12 protein-coding genes are annotated in these 15,876 nt (G+C 68.2%); 11 read left to right on the forward strand and 1 reads right to left on the reverse strand.

Features of this window, described 5'->3' with window-relative positions; genetic code table 11:
* Window positions 1-25: 25 nt before the first annotated feature.
* The 3 genes from JC881_RS06480 to cobA are packed head-to-tail and all read left to right on the forward strand — an operon-like array spanning window position 26 to window position 4,580.
* Window positions 26-2,830, forward strand: coding sequence for a nitrate reductase (locus tag JC881_RS06480; RefSeq protein WP_198784817.1), 2,805 nt, complete (start codon window positions 26-28; stop codon window positions 2,828-2,830).
* A 47-nt stretch (window positions 2,831-2,877) separates the two neighbouring features.
* Window positions 2,878-3,783, forward strand: a complete 906-nt coding sequence (gene ybiB, locus JC881_RS06485) for a DNA-binding protein YbiB (RefSeq protein WP_198784818.1) — start codon at window positions 2,878-2,880, stop codon at window positions 3,781-3,783.
* Window positions 3,780-4,580 carry a uroporphyrinogen-III C-methyltransferase gene (gene cobA, locus JC881_RS06490; RefSeq protein WP_198784819.1) on the forward strand — a complete coding sequence of 267 codons (801 nt, stop codon included), beginning with the start codon at window positions 3,780-3,782 and terminating at the stop codon, window positions 4,578-4,580. Before ybiB ends, cobA begins: the two co-directional genes overlap by 4 nt.
* A gap of 3 nt (window positions 4,581-4,583) precedes the next feature.
* On the opposite strand, the gene JC881_RS06495 is transcribed toward cobA, so the two are convergent.
* Window positions 4,584-5,651 (reverse strand): hypothetical protein, encoded by a 1,068-nt coding sequence (locus tag JC881_RS06495; RefSeq protein ID WP_198784820.1) that lies wholly within the window; start codon window positions 5,649-5,651, stop codon window positions 4,584-4,586.
* 222 nt (window positions 5,652-5,873) lie between these two features.
* Between JC881_RS06495 and pilQ the strand changes: the two genes are divergently transcribed.
* From pilQ to JC881_RS06535, 8 genes are all read left to right on the forward strand, one after another.
* Window positions 5,874-7,970, forward strand: coding sequence for a type IV pilus secretin PilQ (pilQ, locus tag JC881_RS06500; RefSeq protein ID WP_198784821.1), 2,097 nt, complete (start codon window positions 5,874-5,876; stop codon window positions 7,968-7,970).
* 112 nt (window positions 7,971-8,082) lie between these two features.
* The gene (locus JC881_RS06505) at window positions 8,083-9,108 is read left to right on the forward strand and encodes an ABC transporter ATP-binding protein (protein WP_198784822.1); all 1,026 of its coding nucleotides are present in this window, start codon (window positions 8,083-8,085) and stop codon (window positions 9,106-9,108) included.
* Window positions 9,109-9,157: 49 nt separating this feature from the next.
* On the forward strand, window positions 9,158-10,426 hold the full coding sequence (locus JC881_RS06510; RefSeq protein WP_198784823.1) for an ABC transporter substrate-binding protein: 1,269 nt from the start codon (window positions 9,158-9,160) through the stop codon (window positions 10,424-10,426).
* 16 nt (window positions 10,427-10,442) lie between these two features.
* Window positions 10,443-11,357: an ABC transporter permease gene (locus tag JC881_RS06515; RefSeq protein ID WP_198784824.1), complete on the forward strand. Its 915-nt coding sequence runs from the start codon at window positions 10,443-10,445 to the stop codon at window positions 11,355-11,357.
* Between the two features lie 303 nt (window positions 11,358-11,660).
* The gene (locus JC881_RS06520) at window positions 11,661-12,551 is read left to right on the forward strand and encodes an ABC transporter permease (protein ID WP_198784825.1); all 891 of its coding nucleotides are present in this window, start codon (window positions 11,661-11,663) and stop codon (window positions 12,549-12,551) included.
* A gap of 67 nt (window positions 12,552-12,618) precedes the next feature.
* Complete coding sequence (locus JC881_RS06525) at window positions 12,619-13,743, forward strand: sterol desaturase family protein (protein ID WP_198784826.1); 1,125 nt, start codon at window positions 12,619-12,621, stop codon at window positions 13,741-13,743.
* Window positions 13,740-14,531 carry a YaeF family permuted papain-like enzyme gene (locus JC881_RS06530; RefSeq protein ID WP_198784827.1) on the forward strand — a complete coding sequence of 264 codons (792 nt, stop codon included), beginning with the start codon at window positions 13,740-13,742 and terminating at the stop codon, window positions 14,529-14,531. The genes JC881_RS06525 and JC881_RS06530 overlap by 4 nt, the downstream gene beginning before the upstream one ends.
* Before the next feature lie 5 nt (window positions 14,532-14,536).
* Window positions 14,537-15,769 carry an NAD(P)/FAD-dependent oxidoreductase gene (locus JC881_RS06535; protein ID WP_198784828.1) on the forward strand — a complete coding sequence of 411 codons (1,233 nt, stop codon included), beginning with the start codon at window positions 14,537-14,539 and terminating at the stop codon, window positions 15,767-15,769.
* Window positions 15,770-15,876 lie beyond the last annotated feature (107 nt).

Genomic DNA, 15,876 nt, shown 5'->3' on the forward strand with positions numbered 1-15,876 from the left:
TTCTTCGCCCGAGGGAGTGGGCGTGATGCGGGAAACGAAATCCACCTGCCCTTATTGCGGCGTCGGCTGCGGCGTGATCATCGAATCCGACGGCGCGCAGATCACCGGCGTGCGCGGCGACCCCGACCACCCGGCCAACTTCGGGCGCCTCTGCACCAAGGGCTCGACGCTGCACCTCACGGCCAGCGCGCCGGTCACGCGGCAGACGCGGCTCCTGCAGCCGATGCAACGCCTCGTGCGCGGCGAGGCGCCCATGGCCGTGTCGTGGGATACGGCCATGGACAACGCCGCAGGCAAGTTCGCGCAGGTCATCCAGGACCACGGCCCCGATTCGGTCGGCTTCTACATTTCGGGCCAGTTGCTGACCGAGGACTACTACGTCTTCAACAAGCTCGCCAAGGGTCTGGTGGGCACCAACAACGTCGACACCAATTCGCGCCTGTGCATGAGCAGCGCGGTCGCCGGCTACAAGCAGACGCTGGGCGCCGATGCGCCGCCGGCCTGCTACGACGACCTGAAGCACGCCGAGTGCCTCTTCATCGTGGGCAGCAACACGGCGTGGGCGCATCCGATTCTTTTTCGCCGCATCGAAGACGCGAAGGCCGCCAACCCGGCGCTCAGGATCGTGGTGGCCGATCCGCGCCGCACCGATACGGTGGAGATCGCCGACCTGTTCCTGCCGATCCAGCCCGGCACCGACGTGATGCTGTTCAACGGCATGCTGCACCTGATGCTGCGGGAAGGCTGGACCGACGCGGCGTACATCGCCGCCCACACCAACGGCTTCGATGCGCTCGCGGCCACGGTGCGCGAATGCACGCCCGACAAGGTGGCGCAGGTCTGCGGCATTGCGACAGACGACCTGCTTGCGGCCGCGCGCCTCTTCGCGACCTCGCCCACGACGCTGAGCCTCTATTGCCAGGGCCTGAACCAGTCCTCCAGCGGCACAGCGAAGAATGCGGCGCTCATCAACCTGCACCTGGCCACCGGCCAGATCAGCAAGCCCGGCGCGGGCCCGTTCTCGCTCACCGGCCAGCCCAATGCAATGGGCGGGCGCGAAGTCGGAGGCCTCGCCAACCTGCTGAGCGCGCACCGCGACCTGGCCAACCCCGCGCACCGTGCCGAGGTGGCCGCGCTCTGGGGCGTGCCTTCGGTGCCCGAGAAGCCCGGCAAGACGGCCGTGGAGATGTTCCAGGCCGCCGCCGACGGCGAAATCCGCGCGCTGTGGATCGCCTGCACCAACCCCGCCCAGTCGATGCCAGACCAGGCGACGGTGCGCCGGGCGCTCGAGCGCGCCGAGTTCGTGGTGGTGCAGGAAGCCTTCGCCACCACCGCCACCTGCGCCTTCGCCGACCTGCTGCTGCCCGCCACCACCTGGGGCGAGAAGGACGGCAGCGTGACCAACAGCGAGCGCCGCATCTCGCGCGTGCGCCCGGCCATCGCCGCGCCGGGCGAGACGCGGCACGACTGGTCGATCGCCACCGATTTCGCGCGCCGGCTCGAAGAGCGGCTCGGCCGCACGGGCACGCTCTTTCCGTATGAAAGCGCTGAATCGGTGTGGAACGAGCACCGCGAGACCACGCGCGGGCGCGACCTGGACATCACGGGCCTCAGCTACGCGATGCTCGATGACCTCGGCCCGCAGCAATGGCCGCTCAAGGAAGGCGACGCCACCGGCCGCGCGCGCCTCTACGAAGACGGCGTGTTCCCCACGCCCGATGGCCGCGCCCGTTTCGCGGACACGCCCTACACGCCCGTGGCCGAGGCCCGCGAGGCGCGCTACCCCTTCTCGCTCAATACCGGGCGCCTGCGCGACCAGTGGCACGGCATGAGCCGCACCGGCACCGCACCGCGTCTGTTCGGCCACGTGGCCGAGCCCATGGTGCAGATGAACCCGCAGGACATGGCGCGGCGCCAGATCGGCGAAGGCGACCTGGTGCACCTGACATCCAGGCGCGGCTCGATCATGCTGCCCGCGCGCGCCAGCACCGAGATCGGGCTCGCCCAGGCCTTCGTCGCGATGCACTGGGGCGAGGAGTACCTGAGCGGCTGCTCGTCGACCGGCACGCGGCTGGCCGGCATCAACGCGGTCACCACGCCCGCCTACTGCCCCACCTCCAAGCAGCCCGAGCTCAAGCACACGGCGGTGAAGATCCTCAAGGCCGAGCTGCCGTGGTCGCTGCTGACGATGGCGTGGCTCCCGCCAGACGAGGTGTTGGCGGTGCACCGCGCGCTGCAGCCGCTGATGGCGATGTTTCCGTTCGCCACCTGCGTGCCGTTCTCGGGCAACACCCGGGACGCGGCAGGCGGCGAGCGCAGCGGCCTCCTGTTCCGCGCGGCCGCGCACGATACGCCGGCCGATGCGCTGCTCGAACAGATCGAGGCCCTGCTCGGCCTGCAAAGCGCCGACACCCTGCGCTACGCCGACCGCCGGCGCGGCCAGCGCCGCTCGGTGCGGCTGGTGCGCCGCGCCGACCAGAGCGCCGGACTGGAAGCCTTTTTGCTCGCAGGCGACACCAGCGCGGAAGCGTGGATCGCCACGCTGCTGCGGGAAGAACTCCCCGCGCAGAGCTACGGCCGCCTGCTGCTCTCGCCCGGTTCGCGTGCGCCGCTGGCGGTGCAATCGCGCGGAAAGCCGGTGTGCACCTGCTTCAACGTGACCGACCTGGCGATCCGGACCGAACTCGGCCGCTGCGGCGGCGCACCCGACGAACGGCTGGCCGCCCTGCAGGGGGCGCTGAAATGCGGCACGAACTGCGGCTCGTGCATTCCGGAGCTCAAACGCATGATCCGCATGGCGCCCGCCGAAGTCATTCCCGAGGGGGCATAAGCCGACTCGCATTCCGGCATAAGCGTTGCAGGACAATCCGCCTACCCATGGGAATCAGTCAATACATCAAGGAAATCGGCCGCGGCGCGCGAGGCGCCAAGCCGCTCACGCGCGAACAGGCCACCGACCTGTTCGGCCAGGTGCTGGACGGCACCGTCACCGACCTCGAAATTGGCGGCTTCTGCCTGGCGATGCGCATCAAGGGCGAGACGCCCGAGGAGATGGCCGGTTTCCTCGACGCCACGCATGCGCGGCTGCAGCACATTCCCGCCGGCGACCGCGCGCTCATCGTGCTGCCCAGCTACAACGGCGCGCGCAAGCTGCCGGTGCTCACCCCGCTGCTGGCACTGCTGCTGGCGCGCGAAGGCCTGCCGGTGCTGGTGCATGGCAGCGCCACCGAAACGGCGCGCGTGCTGGCCTCGAACGTGCTCGCCGCGCTCGACGTGTCGCCCATGACCGCCATCGGCCCCATCGCCAACGGCACCGTGGGCTTCGCCGCGACCGAGCTGCTGAATCCCGCGCTCAAGCGCCTGCTGGACGTGCGCCGCGTCGTCGGCCTGCGCAACCCCGGCCACAGCGTGGTCAAGCTGATGCAGCCCACCGCCGGCCCCGCCGTGGTGGTGGCCAGCTACACGCACCCCGAATACGCGCGCACCATGGGCGAGACCTTCGAGCTGATGGGCACCACCGCCCTCCTCTCGCGCGGCCTCGAAGGCGAAGTGGTCTCCGACCCGCGCCGCACCGCGCAGATCGACGGCTTCGTGCGCGGCGCGCGCACCGAACTGCAGGCGCAGGCCAGCGGCACCGCGGCCGAGGTGCCCGGGCTGCCCAAGGAAATCGACGTCGCCACCACGGCCGACTACACGCGGCGCGTATTGAACGGCGAGCTTCCCGTGCCCGAAGCCATCGCCGCACAGGTCGGGCACATCAAGCAACTGGCATCCCACGCATGAACAACGCATCCCACCTCATCACCGGCCGCTGCACGCTGGTGGGCGCCGGCCCCGGCGACCCGGAACTGCTGACCATCAAGGCCGTCAAGGCGATCCAGGCGGCCACCGTGCTGCTGGTGGACGACCTCGTGAGCGAAGAGATCCTGGCCTACGCCCGCCCCGGCGCGCGCATCGTGCACGTGGGCAAGCGCGGCGGCTGCAAGAGCACGCCGCAGGCCTTCATCGAGCGGCTCATGATCACCGCGGTGCGCGAAGGCGAGACCGTGGTGCGCCTGAAAGGCGGCGACCCGTTCATCTTCGGCCGCGGCGGCGAAGAGGTGGAGCACCTGCGCGAAGCGGGCATCGAATGCGCGGTGGTCAACGGCATCACCGCGGGCCTCGCGGCCGTGACCTCGCTGGGCGTGCCGCTCACGCACCGCGACCATGCGCAGGGCGTGGTGTTCGTCACCGGCCATGCCAAGACCGGCGCGGGCTCAGAGGACGACCCGACCGACTGGCGCGCGCTCGCCGCCATGGCGCACAACGCGCGCCTCACCCTGGTGATCTACATGGGCGTGGCGGGCGCCCGCCACATCGAGCGCGAACTGCTGCACGGCCTGCCCGGCGACACGCCGGTGGCCGTGGTGCAGCACGCGAGCCTGCCGCACCAGCGCCACATCGCGACCACGCTCGAAGGCCTGCAGGCCCGCATCGCCGAAGCCGGGCTCGCGAGCCCCGCGGTGATCGTGGTGGGCGATGTGCTGCGCGGGTTGGCGGCGGCAGCGCTGCCGGCGGATGCGGACCGCTTCGGCACCTAGCCTTCAGAAACGCCCGACCAGGCCGGGCCGCGTGCGCAAAGCGGCGGCGTCCGGCGCAGGACGCCCGCGCAGCACGACCGGCGTCCGGCTCCCGAGGCTCGCGACGAGCGCGATCCAGGCGATGGCCAGTTCGCCATCGGCCGCGGCCAGGCGCTGCTGCTCCAGCATCAGGCCCTGGAAGTCTTCCAGCATCTGGACTTCCGACATGTCTCCGCGGCTCATCCGCACCTTCGAACGCGCGAATTCGTCTTTCGCTTCATGCGCCCGCCGGGCCGCATCGGCCGCCACGCCGTTCGATGCATGCAACCTGCGCAAAGCCTCGGCGACCTCCGCGCGGCCCTGCGCCACGACCTGCGGAAAGAGCGGCGCGCCCGGCAGGTCCGCATCGGTGGCTGAATCGCTCCCGGCGTCGATGGTGCCCGCGAGCAAGGCCTGCGGCTCGATGCCGTAGAGCGATGCGGCCAGTTGGATGTCGTCGCGGTTGGCCAGCAGCGCCGCGGGCACGGCCTGCGGCAGCGAGGCCGCGAAACGGGGCAGCCTGCGCTGTGCAACCTCTTCGGCGATCGCCTGGTTCAACGCTGCTTCCGACAGGCCGCAGCGCGCGATGAGAAAGGCGAAGTTCGCTTCGCGTTGCGCATCGATCTTCTTCATCGCCGTTGCGGCGCCGGTTTCGCGGCGCTCGAGTTCCTTGGCGAAGTCATCGTGCAACGCCGGGCTGGCCGCGACGAGTTGCGACTGCCGGCGCACCGCGGTGAGCGCGCTTTCGATGTAGGTTGATCGCAGCGTCTGGACGACCACCGCGACGTAGGCCGCCGAGACGCCGATCTCCGCAGCCGGCGCATCGAGATCGCTGCCACCGGTCGCGTCGCGGCCCGCGTCGGCGATCAACGTGTTCAGCGTCTCGCTCCCGAAAGCCGACCACCAAGGGACTGCGCCGGGGCGCAATGCAGGCACCGCCACAGGCAGCGCCTCCCGATGCGCCATGGCGTAGCTCGCGCTCACGCCCGAACCGGCGCAGGCGATGCCCAGCGCCCCGACCAGCATCGCCACCATCGACCGATTCAGCACCATTCGCACGCTCCACAAAAATCCGCAAGCCGCGATGGTTCATTGCAAATTCGGAGAAATCGAAGAGGCGGCGAAGCGCTGCCGTCGCAGTCCATTGCATCCGTGCAACACAAGTTGCGATCCGTCGCGGCTCGGCAAGATTCCTCCCAGATTGGGCGAAACCATCGATCCGTCATCGGCAGGGCGCGCGTGTCGTTCGCGCCTCGCCTCACACGGAGAGAACCCATGAAGAATTGCCCGCGCTCGCCGAGCGTTTTGCGAACGCGACGTTGGATCGGCACCGCGGTCGTTGCATTGGTCTCGATCGCCGCGCATGCGCAGAACGCCATCGAAGCCGTCACGAGCACTGCGAGAGGCGACACCGAGCTCGTGCGCATCGACTTCACGCAGCCGCTCGCCGCGCTGCCCACCGGCTTCGTCGTGCAGGAACCGGCCCGCATCGCGCTGGACTTTCCGGGCGTGACCAACGCCGTGGGCCGCTCGGCCATCGAATTCAACACCGGCAACCTGCGCACCGCCAACGTCGTGCAGGCCGGCGAGCGCTCGCGCGTGGTGCTGAACCTGCAGCGCGCGGCCACCTACGAGGCGCAGATCCAGGGGCGCTCGCTGCTGGTCTCGCTGCAGTCCGGCACGGGCCAACCGACGAAGACGCCGGCCAACGCCGAGTTCGCCGAAGGCCGGGAGCGCCAGGTGACGCCGCTGCAGGACATCGACTTCCGCCGCGGCAGCGATGGCGCCGGCCGCGTGCTCATCGCCATGGGCAACAGCCAGCTCGGCGTGGACGTGCGGCGCCAGGGCGCGACGCTGGTCGCCGAGTTCATGCGGGCGTCGCTGCCGGAGGGGTTGCGAAGGCGCCTGGACGTATCCGACTTCGGCACGGCCGTCGACACGGTGAGCGCGCAGCAGCTGGGCGACCGGGTGCGCCTCGCGATCACCGCGCACGGCGACTGGGAGCAGAGCGCCTACCAGGCGGACGACCAGTTCGTCATCGAGGTGCGCCCGCGCAAGACCGATCCGGCCAGGCTCACGCAGGGCACCGGCTACAGCGGCGAGAAGCTCACGCTCAACTTCCAGAACGTGGACGTGCGCGCGCTGCTGCAGGTGATCGCGGACTTCACCGGCTTCAACGTGGTGACCTCGGACTCCGTCTCGGGCGCCCTCACGCTGCGACTGAAGGACGTGCCGTGGGACCAGGCGCTCGAAGTCATCCTGCAGGCGAAGAACCTGGGCCTCCGCAAGAACGGCAGCATTCTCTGGATCGCGCCGAAGGACGAGATCAACGCCAAGGAAAAGACCGAGCTGGAGGCGCAGGCCACGGTCGAGAACCTGGTGGCGCTGCGCACGCAGTCGTTTCAGCTGAACTACGCCAAGGCGGCGACGGTGGTGCAGAGCCTGACGGGCACCGGAAGCGGCGGCGGCGGCGGCGGTGGCGGCGCGGCGGCCACGCGCCTCCTGAGTACGCGCGGCAGCGCCATCGCCGAGGTGCGCACGAACCAGCTCTTCGTCACCGACACGCCCGTGCGCCTGGCGGAAGTGAGCGAGCTCATCCGCAAGCTCGACGTGCCGGTGCGCCAGGTGCTGATCGAGGCGCGCATCGTCGAGGCGTCGGACACCTTCGGCAAGTCGCTCGGCGTGAAGCTGGGCGGCGGCGCCACCGGCAAGAACGCCTCTTTCGGCACCAGCCCCACGGGCACCGGCAATGCCTTCACCTCGTTCACCAACAGCAACTTCGTGAACCTGCCGGCCGGCGATGCGGGCGGCACGGGCAACAGCGCAGGGGCGTTCTCGCTGTCTCTCTTCAACTCGAGCTTCACGCGCATGCTGAACCTGGAGATCTCGGCGCTGGAGGCCGAGGGCAAGGGGCGGCTGGTGTCGAGCCCGCGCGTGGTGACGGCCGACCAGACCAAGGCGCTGATCGAACAGGGCGAGGAGATTCCCTACCAGCAGGCCACCTCCAGCGGCGCAACGTCGATCTCGTTTCGCAAGGCCGTGCTGAAGCTCGAAGTGACGCCGCAGATCACGCCCGAGGGCAACATCATCCTCACGCTCGATGTGAGCAAGGACGCGCGCGGCGTCAACACCTCGGCGGGCCCCGCCATCAACACCAAGCATGTGCAGACCGAGGTGCTGATCGACAACGGCGGCACGGTGGTGATCGGCGGCATCTTCGAGCTGACCGAGACCAGCGACGAATCGCGCGTGCCGGTGCTGGGCGAGGTGCCCTACCTGGGTGCGCTGTTCCGCTCGCGCGAGCGGGTGGTGAACAAGGTGGAGATGCTGGTGTTCATCACACCGAAGATGATCGGGCGCACGGGTTCTTGACCCACGCGATGCCCTGACACGGTGCGCCGGCGACCGCCCCGTTCCGGGGCCATGTGGCATGGAGCGTGCTTAGACCGTGCATGCCCGCCTCCAGCCCGCCCTCCGCCCGGTAATGAACGCCGTCGCCCCGCTTCCGCCCGCCGCGGTCGAGATCGTCGCGCTCAGCAAGCGCTACGCCCCCGGCACGCCGGCCGCCGTCGACGCCATCGACCTGCGCATCGCCAGCGGCAGCTACTGCTGCCTGCTGGGCCCCTCGGGCTGCGGCAAGAGCACCACGCTGCGCATGATCGCGGGCCACGAGTCGGTCACCAGCGGCGACATCCTCTTGGACAACCGCAACATCACCAACCTGCCCGCGGCCGCGCGCGGCACGGCGATGATGTTCCAGAGCTTCGCGCTGTTCCCGCACCTCTCGGCCACCGACAACGTGGCCTTCAGCCTCAAGATGAAAGGCGTCGGCAAGGCCGAGCGCCAGAAGCGTGCGCGCGACCTGCTGGCGCGCGTGGCGATGGGCCACCTGGCCGAGCGCAAGCCCGGCGAGCTCTCCGGCGGCCAGCAGCAGCGCGTGGCGCTGGCGCGCGCGCTCATCACCGAGCCGCGCGTGCTGCTGCTGGACGAGCCGCTCTCGGCGCTCGACCCGTTCCTGCGCATCCAGATGCGCGCGGAGCTGCGGCGCTGGCAGAAGGAGCTGGGGCTGACCTTCGTGCACGTCACGCACTCGCAGGAAGAAGCCATGGCGCTGGCCGACACGATGGTGGTGATGAACCACGGCGTGATCGAGCAGGTCGGCTCGCCGCACGAGATCTACAACCACCCCGCCAACGAGTTCGTCGCGCGCTTCATGGGCGGGCACAACGTGATCGACACGCCCGCCGGGCCGATCGCGGTGCGCAACGACCACATGCGGATCGCCCCGGGCCCCGACGCCGGCGGCCTAGCCGCCGCGGTCACCGACGTCGAATACCAGGGCACCTACGTGCTGCTCGGCCTGGCGCTGGAAGCCGCTGCGCCGGAGCGCCGGAACGTGTCGGTGCTGCTGGGCGAAGCCGCCTTTCTCGCGAGCCCCTATGCGCAGGGCGAGACGGTTCGCCTGTCGTGGGCCGAGGCCGATGCGCGCGCGCTCGCCGTGGCCCCCTGATCTTTTCCTTTCCCTTTCGTCCGCCTCTTTTTTCCACGGAGACACTGCCATGACCGATCCCATCGACTCGACCCCCGGCGTCAAGCGCCGCGCCCTGCTGCAAGGCACCGCCGGCATCCTGGCCACGGGCATCGCGCCCTTCGTGCATGCACAGGAAAAGATCGTGCTGCGCTACCTGGGCACCGCGGTGAACCAGGACAAGGCCATCGCCGAGAAGTTCAAGGCCGACACCGGCATCGAGATCCAGTACGTGGCCGTGACCACCGACGACGTGACCAAGCGCGCCGTGACCGCGCCCAACAGCTTCGACCTGATCGACACCGAGTTCTTCTCGCTCAAGAAGATCGTGCCCACCGGCAACCTGAAGGGCATCGACACCAAGCGCGTGAAGAACGCCGGCAAGATCACCTCGCTCTTCACCAAGGGCGAAGTGGGCGGCAAGAAGGTCGGCGACCAGGGCACGGCGCCCATCAAGGTGATCTACCTCGAAGGCGAGAAGAGCAAGGCCTTCGCCAAGTCGCCGACGCAGTTCATGTCGTTGATTCCGACCACCTACAACGCCGACACGCTGGGCATTCGCCCCGACCTCATCAAGCGCCCGATCGGCTCGTGGGCCGAGCTGCTGAACCCCGAGTTCAAGGGCAAGGCCGCGATCCTGAACATTCCCTCGATCGGCATCATGGACGCCGCGATGGTGGTGGAGGCCAAGGGCATCCACAAGTACGCGGACAAGGGCAACATGACCAAGGCCGAGATCGACCTGACGATCAAGACCCTGATCGAAGCCAAGAAGGCCGGCCAGTTCCGCGCGCTGTGGAAGGACTTCAACGAATCCGTCAACCTCATGGCCTCGGGCGAGGTGGTGATCCAGTCGATGTGGTCGCCTGCCGTCACCGCCGTGCGCGGCAAGGGCATCGACTGCACGTTCCAGCCTCTGAAGGAAGGCTATCGCGCGTGGGCCTCGGGCTTCGGCCTGCCGGCCACGCTCTCGGGCAAGAAGCTCGATGGCGCCTATGAATTCATCAACTGGTTCCTGGACGGCTGGGCCGGCGCGTACCTCAACCGCCAGGGCTACTACAGCGCCGTCCTGGACACCGCCAAGACCAAGATGGAAGCCTACGAGTGGGCCTACTGGATGGAAGGCAAGCCCGCCGCGCAGGACATCAAGAGCCCGCAGGGCGACGTGATCGCCAAGGCCGGCGCGGTGCGCGACGGCGGCAGCTACGAGCAGCGCATGGGCGGCATCGCGTGCTGGAACGCCGTGATGGACGAGAACGAGTACATGGTGCGCAAGTGGAACGAGTTCGTCGCGGCCTGACCGCCCTCCTGATCCTGTGAGCGCTCCCGCCACCCGCGCCGCCGCCGCCGACCCGCTCCACACCGTGAAGGCGTGGTGGCAGGCGGCGCCGTTCGCGCTGGTGTTCCTGCTGTTCTTCCTGGTTCCGCTGGCGCTGGTCGCGATGGCGAGCCTGTGGAATTTCAACGAGTACGAGCTGATCCCCGCGGTCACGCTGCGCAACTACCTGAGCCTGTTCGAGGGGTGCTCGCACCTCACCGACAACGGCGACCTGTGCGTCACGCTCAACACGTACCTGAGCACCTTCAAGTTCTGCGTGCTGGTGTGGGGCATCACGCTGCTGGTCGGTTTTTCGGTGGCGTACTTCCTCGCGTTCCATGTGCGCTCGTCGACGGTGCAGACGGTGCTGTTCGTGCTGTGCACCGTGCCCTTCTGGACATCGAACGTGATCCGCATGATCTCGTGGGTGCCGCTCCTGGGGCGCAACGGCCTGGTCAACCAGGCGCTGATGGGCGCGGGCTTCGTGAGCCAGCCGGTCGAGTGGCTGCTGTTCTCCGATTTCTCGGTGGTGCTGGCCTTCGTGCACCTCTACACGATGTTCATGATCGTGCCGATCTTCAACAGCATGATGCGCATCGACCGGTCGCTGCTCGAAGCGGCCAGCGACGCGGGCGCCTCGGGCTGGCAGACGCTGTGGAACGTGGTGGTGCCGCTGTCGCGCACGGGCATCCTGATCGGCTCGATCTTCGTCATCACCATCGTGATGGGCGACTTCGTGACCATCGGCGTGATGGGCGGCCAGCAGATCGCCTCGATCGGCAAGATCATCCAGGTGCAGACCTCGTACCTGCAGTTTCCGCTGGCCGCGGCCAACGCGATGATCTTGCTGGCGGTGGTGCTGATGATCATCTGGGGGCTGACCCGGCTGGTCGATATTCGCAAGGAGCTTTGAAGTGCTCCTGTGCGCCAACGTTCGAATCGTGCAGGGCCATCCAGGGCGCGATCCTGCCGACGGGGTACCTTGCTCCGCGAATGTCCCCCGCCCTTCGGGCTCCTCCTTGATTTCGCTGCGCAAGGCACCCCATCGGCGTGCTCGTTGTTCAGAGCAGTCGTTGATCGCCGCACACCCGCCGCGTGCCCAGGTGCGCAGGGCATCGGGTGCTTCCCGCAGCGAAATAAAGGAGGAGGCCGCAGGCCGGGGGACATTCGCGGAGGGAAGTACCCGGTGGCCTGTGCACACGCCCCGAAGGACCCCATGACCCCACCCATCAGAGAACCACGCGCCCCCGGCTTCTGGCCCCTGGCGATCGTTTTCGCCCTCTTCGTGCTGTTCCTCTACGGCCCGATGATCACGATCTTCGTGCTGAGCTTCCAGGGCCCCGAGGGCGGACTGACCTTTCCGCTGCGCGGCGTGTCGCTGCACTGGTTCTACAAACTCGCCGAAGGGCTGGGCACCGTCGACATCGGCGCGGCCTTCCGGCGCTCGCTCGCGCTGGGTGCGGTCGTGATGGCCTTTACCGTGGTTCTGTCGGTGCTGGCCGGGCTCGCGTTCCGCAAGAAGCTCAAGGGCGGCAATGCGCTGTTCTTCGTCACGGTGGCCAGCCTGATCATGCCGTCGATCATCATTTCGCTGGGCATCGGCCTGCAGTTCCGGCTGCTCGATACGGGCATCAAGGGCGTGCTCACGGCCATGGAAGCCACCACGCTGCTCGAAGGCTATGGCACCGCGCTCGGCCTCTTCAGCTCGGCGCTGGGCGCGCACCTGACGTGGACGCTGCCCTTCGGCCTCTTGATCATGTTCGCGGTGTTCAACCGCTTCAACCCGGCCTACGAGGAGGCCGCGCGCGACCTCGGCGCGACGCCCTGGCAGGCCTTTCGCCATGTCGTGCTGCCGCTGATCGGCCCCTCGATCGTGGGCATCGGCATGTTCGGCTTCACGCTCTCGTGGGACGAAATCGCCCGCACCTCGCAGGCGATCGGCGACGTCAACACGCTGCCGCTCGAACTGCAGGGGCTGACTTCGACGGTCACCACGCCCTCGATCTATGCGCTGGGGACGGTGACCACCGTCGTTTCGCTGCTGGTCATGGCCGTGGCGCTGGGCGCGGCGGCGCTGTTGCGGCGGCGGGCCGTTCGGCCTATGTGAGATTTTTCCTACGCCGCCTAAAATCGCGCTCCAACAAAGCACAAGCGATAGAGAGAGAGAGGCGGACATGCTCGACAAATTGAACGATTTCACGGGGAGCCACGGCCAGCTGCAGCGCGGCCGCGGCCTCGTCACCGGAACCATCGCCCTGAGCCTGGGCATCCTGTGTTTCCTGGGCGTGCTGGCCTTTCACTTTCCGCAGTACCTCACCACGCCCGAACTGCGCAAGAGCTACAACGTCGACGTGATGCGCTACATCCTGCTCACGGCGCTGGTCGTCTCGGGCGGGCTCTCGCTGGTGAACATCATCTTCAACCGCTCGCGCTGGCTGTCGTCGGCCGCGTTCCTGCTGGTGGTGGCTTCGGCGCTGCTGGGCGGGCACAAGGTGCCGGTGCACGACTTCGCGGACAACACGCCGTACATCGGGCTGGACTGGTTCATCCTGGACCTCCTGGGTTCGTCGCTGATCTTCATCTTCATCGAGAAGCTGTTCGCGCTGCGCAAAGACCAGCCGGTGTTCCGCGAAGAGTGGCAAACCGACTTCCACCACTTCGTGGTGAACCACATGATCGTGGGCTTCGTGCTGCTGGCCACCAACCTCATGGTGCACAAGCTCTTCGGCTGGGCCGCCAACGACGGCATCCGCGGCTGGGTGGGCAACCTGCCGTTCTGGGCGGGCATCCTGCTGATCATCCTGGTGGCCGACCTCGTGCAGTACTGGACGCACCGCGCGTACCACGAGGTGCCCGTGCTCTGGCGCCTGCACGCGGTGCACCACAGCGTGAAAAGCATGGACTGGATGGCCGGCTCGCGCCAGCACATCCTGGAGTTGCTGATCACGCGCACGCTGGTGCTCGCGCCGATCTACGTGCTGGGCTTCAGCAAGGAAGTGATCGATGCCTACATCGTGGTGGTCGGCTTCCAGGCCGTGTTCAACCACTGCAACGTGAGCGTGCGCCTGGGACCGCTGCGCTACATCATCGTGACGCCCAACTTCCACCACTGGCACCACAGCCAGGACATCGAGGCGCTGGACAAGAACTACGCGGCGCACTACGCCTTCCTCGACTACCTCTTCGGCACCGCAGTCAAGAGCACCAAGCTCTGGCCCGAGAAGTACGGCGTGCTGGGCGACTACGTGCCCAACGGCTTCTTCAAGCAGTTGAAGTTTCCGTTCGTCTGGAAGGGATGATGCGCGCCGCTCTTCGTGCCGCCGCGCTCGTGGCCGCGGCGGGTGCCGCGCTGCTGCTTTCGGCCTGCGCCACCCGCCTGGACATGCCCTCCAAGGACAACGGCCTGCGCCTGCGGGTGCAGAGCTCGGTCATCGCGCCGGGCAACGGCGGCGAGCTCATCACGGCCAAGGCCCTCGCGCCGGGCGACATCCTCCTGACCTCGAGCGCCACGGTCAATTCGTTCGGCATCCGGCTGGGCACCTTCTCGCCGGTGAGCCATGCGGTGCTGTACCTGGGCGACGGGCTGATCGCCGAAGCCGTGGGCACCGGCGTGCGCGCGCGGCCGCTGGCCGACGTGGTGGCCGAAGAACAGATGGTGGTGGCCTTTCGCGTGCCGGGCCTCGATGACGCGGGCGTCGCGAAGCTGCGCGCCTGGGCCAATTCGCAGGTCGGCACGCGCTACAACACCACCGGCGTGCTGCTGAACGCGCCCTTCGTGCTGAACCGGCGCCTCTGCGAGCTGCCGCTGATCCCGGCCTCGGTGAGCAACTTCTGCATCAGCGGCATGGCCATGGTGCAGCTGGGCGCGAGCCGCGACGACCAGTTCTTCTGCTCGCAGTTCGTGCTGGAGGCCTACCGCCAGGCGGGCCTGCCGATCACCGCGGCCGATCCGCGCTGGGTGAGCCCGGCCGACCTGCTGCACATGCGCGAGGGCGACGTGCCCTCCATCGCCGCGACGCAGCCGCTGCGCTACGTCGGGCACCTGAAGTACAACGCGCCGCCGATCCTGGCGGCCGATGGGCCCTGACCGTCTTGAGCGCCACTTTCCAGTTCGATGTCGTCGTGGTCGGCGCGGGTGCGGCCGGGCTGTTCTGCGCCGGGGTGGCGGGCCAGCGCGGGCTCAAGGTGCTGCTGGTCGACCACAGCGAAAAAGTCGGCGAGAAGATCCGCATCTCGGGCGGCGGGCGGGCCAATTTCACCAATCGCGACCTGGACGTGCGCGCCCCGCAGCGTCACTTCATCGGCGACAACCCGAATTTCTGCCGCTCGGCGCTGTCGCGCTATGCGCCGCAGCAGTTCATCGAGCTGGTGCAGAAGCACGGCATCGCGTTCCACGAAAAGCACAAAGGGCAGCTGTTCTGCGACGGCTCCTCGCAGCAGATCGTGGACATGCTGCTGGCGGAATGCGCGGCCGGCGGGGTGACGCGGTGGCAGCCCTGCAAGCTGGGGAACATTGCTTTTTCTCCGGCAACCGCCGATGCAGCGGGCGCCGGAAGCTATCGAATCGATAGCGATCGCGGCGTGATCGAGACGCCGAAGCTGGTGATCGCGACCGGCGGCCTGTCGATCCCCCAGATCGGCGCCACCGACTTCGGCTACTGCCTCGCCGCGCAGTTCGGCCTGCGCGTGGTCGCGCCCCGCCCGGCGCTCGTGCCGCTGACTTTCGGCGGCGAAGGCTGGGCGCCGTATGCCGAACTGGCCGGACTGGCACTGCCGGTGCGGATCGAAACCGGCGCCAAGAAAGAAAAGATGGCTTTTCTCGAAGACCTGCTCTTCACCCACCGCGGCCTCTCGGGCCCGGCGGTGCTGCAGATCTCGAGCTACTGGAAGCCGGGCGCCCCGCTCACCATCGATTTCGCCCCGGGCACGGACGTGGCCGAGGCGCTGGGCGAGGCCAAGCTGCGCTCGAAGAAGCGCATCGCCAACGAACTGGCCGCGCTGGTGCCCTCGCGGCTGGCGGACGCCTGGGTCGGCCAGGACCCGGCCCTGCAGCGGCCCGTGAACGAAGCGGCCGACAAGGCGCTGGCGACGCTGTCCGAGCGCATTGCCCGCTGGCAGATCACCCCGAGCGGCACCGAGGGCTACAAGAAGGCCGAAGTCACCGCCGGCGGCGTCGACACGCGCGATCTGTCGTCCCAGACGATGGAATCGAAGCAGCCGGGCCTGTATTTCATCGGCGAAGTGGTCGATGTGACAGGTTGGTTGGGCGGATACAACTTCCAATGGGCCTGGGCGAGCGCCCATGCGTGCGCAACCGCGCTATAATCGCGGGCTAACTTTTGGCCTTCCCTCAACGGCCACCAAAGATTTCAGTTGAGGAACCCCGGCTTTGGGCCTCGATCTCCCCGAGCCAACTTCAGTTCAACGATTCA

This window comes from Variovorax sp. IB41, assembly GCF_016405905.1.
GTDB lineage: Bacteria > Pseudomonadota > Gammaproteobacteria > Burkholderiales > Burkholderiaceae_C > Variovorax.

Bases quoted from the DNA above. Each gene is read 5' to 3' on its own strand.
- JC881_RS06480 (WP_198784817.1), top strand. From the start codon at position 26: ATGCGGGAAACGAAATCCACCTGCCCTTATTGCGGCGTCGGCTGCGGC.
- ybiB (WP_198784818.1), top strand. From the start codon at position 2,878: ATGGGAATCAGTCAATACATCAAGGAAATCGGCCGCGGCGCGCGAGGC.
- cobA (WP_198784819.1), top strand. From the start codon at position 3,780: ATGAACAACGCATCCCACCTCATCACCGGCCGCTGCACGCTGGTGGGC.
- JC881_RS06495 (WP_198784820.1), bottom strand. From the start codon at position 5,651: ATGGTGCTGAATCGGTCGATGGTGGCGATGCTGGTCGGGGCGCTGGGC.
- pilQ (WP_198784821.1), top strand. From the start codon at position 5,874: ATGAAGAATTGCCCGCGCTCGCCGAGCGTTTTGCGAACGCGACGTTGG.
- JC881_RS06505 (WP_198784822.1), top strand. From the start codon at position 8,083: ATGAACGCCGTCGCCCCGCTTCCGCCCGCCGCGGTCGAGATCGTCGCG.
- JC881_RS06510 (WP_198784823.1), top strand. From the start codon at position 9,158: ATGACCGATCCCATCGACTCGACCCCCGGCGTCAAGCGCCGCGCCCTG.
- JC881_RS06520 (WP_198784825.1), top strand. From the start codon at position 11,661: ATGACCCCACCCATCAGAGAACCACGCGCCCCCGGCTTCTGGCCCCTG.
- JC881_RS06525 (WP_198784826.1), top strand. From the start codon at position 12,619: ATGCTCGACAAATTGAACGATTTCACGGGGAGCCACGGCCAGCTGCAG.
- JC881_RS06530 (WP_198784827.1), top strand. From the start codon at position 13,740: ATGATGCGCGCCGCTCTTCGTGCCGCCGCGCTCGTGGCCGCGGCGGGT.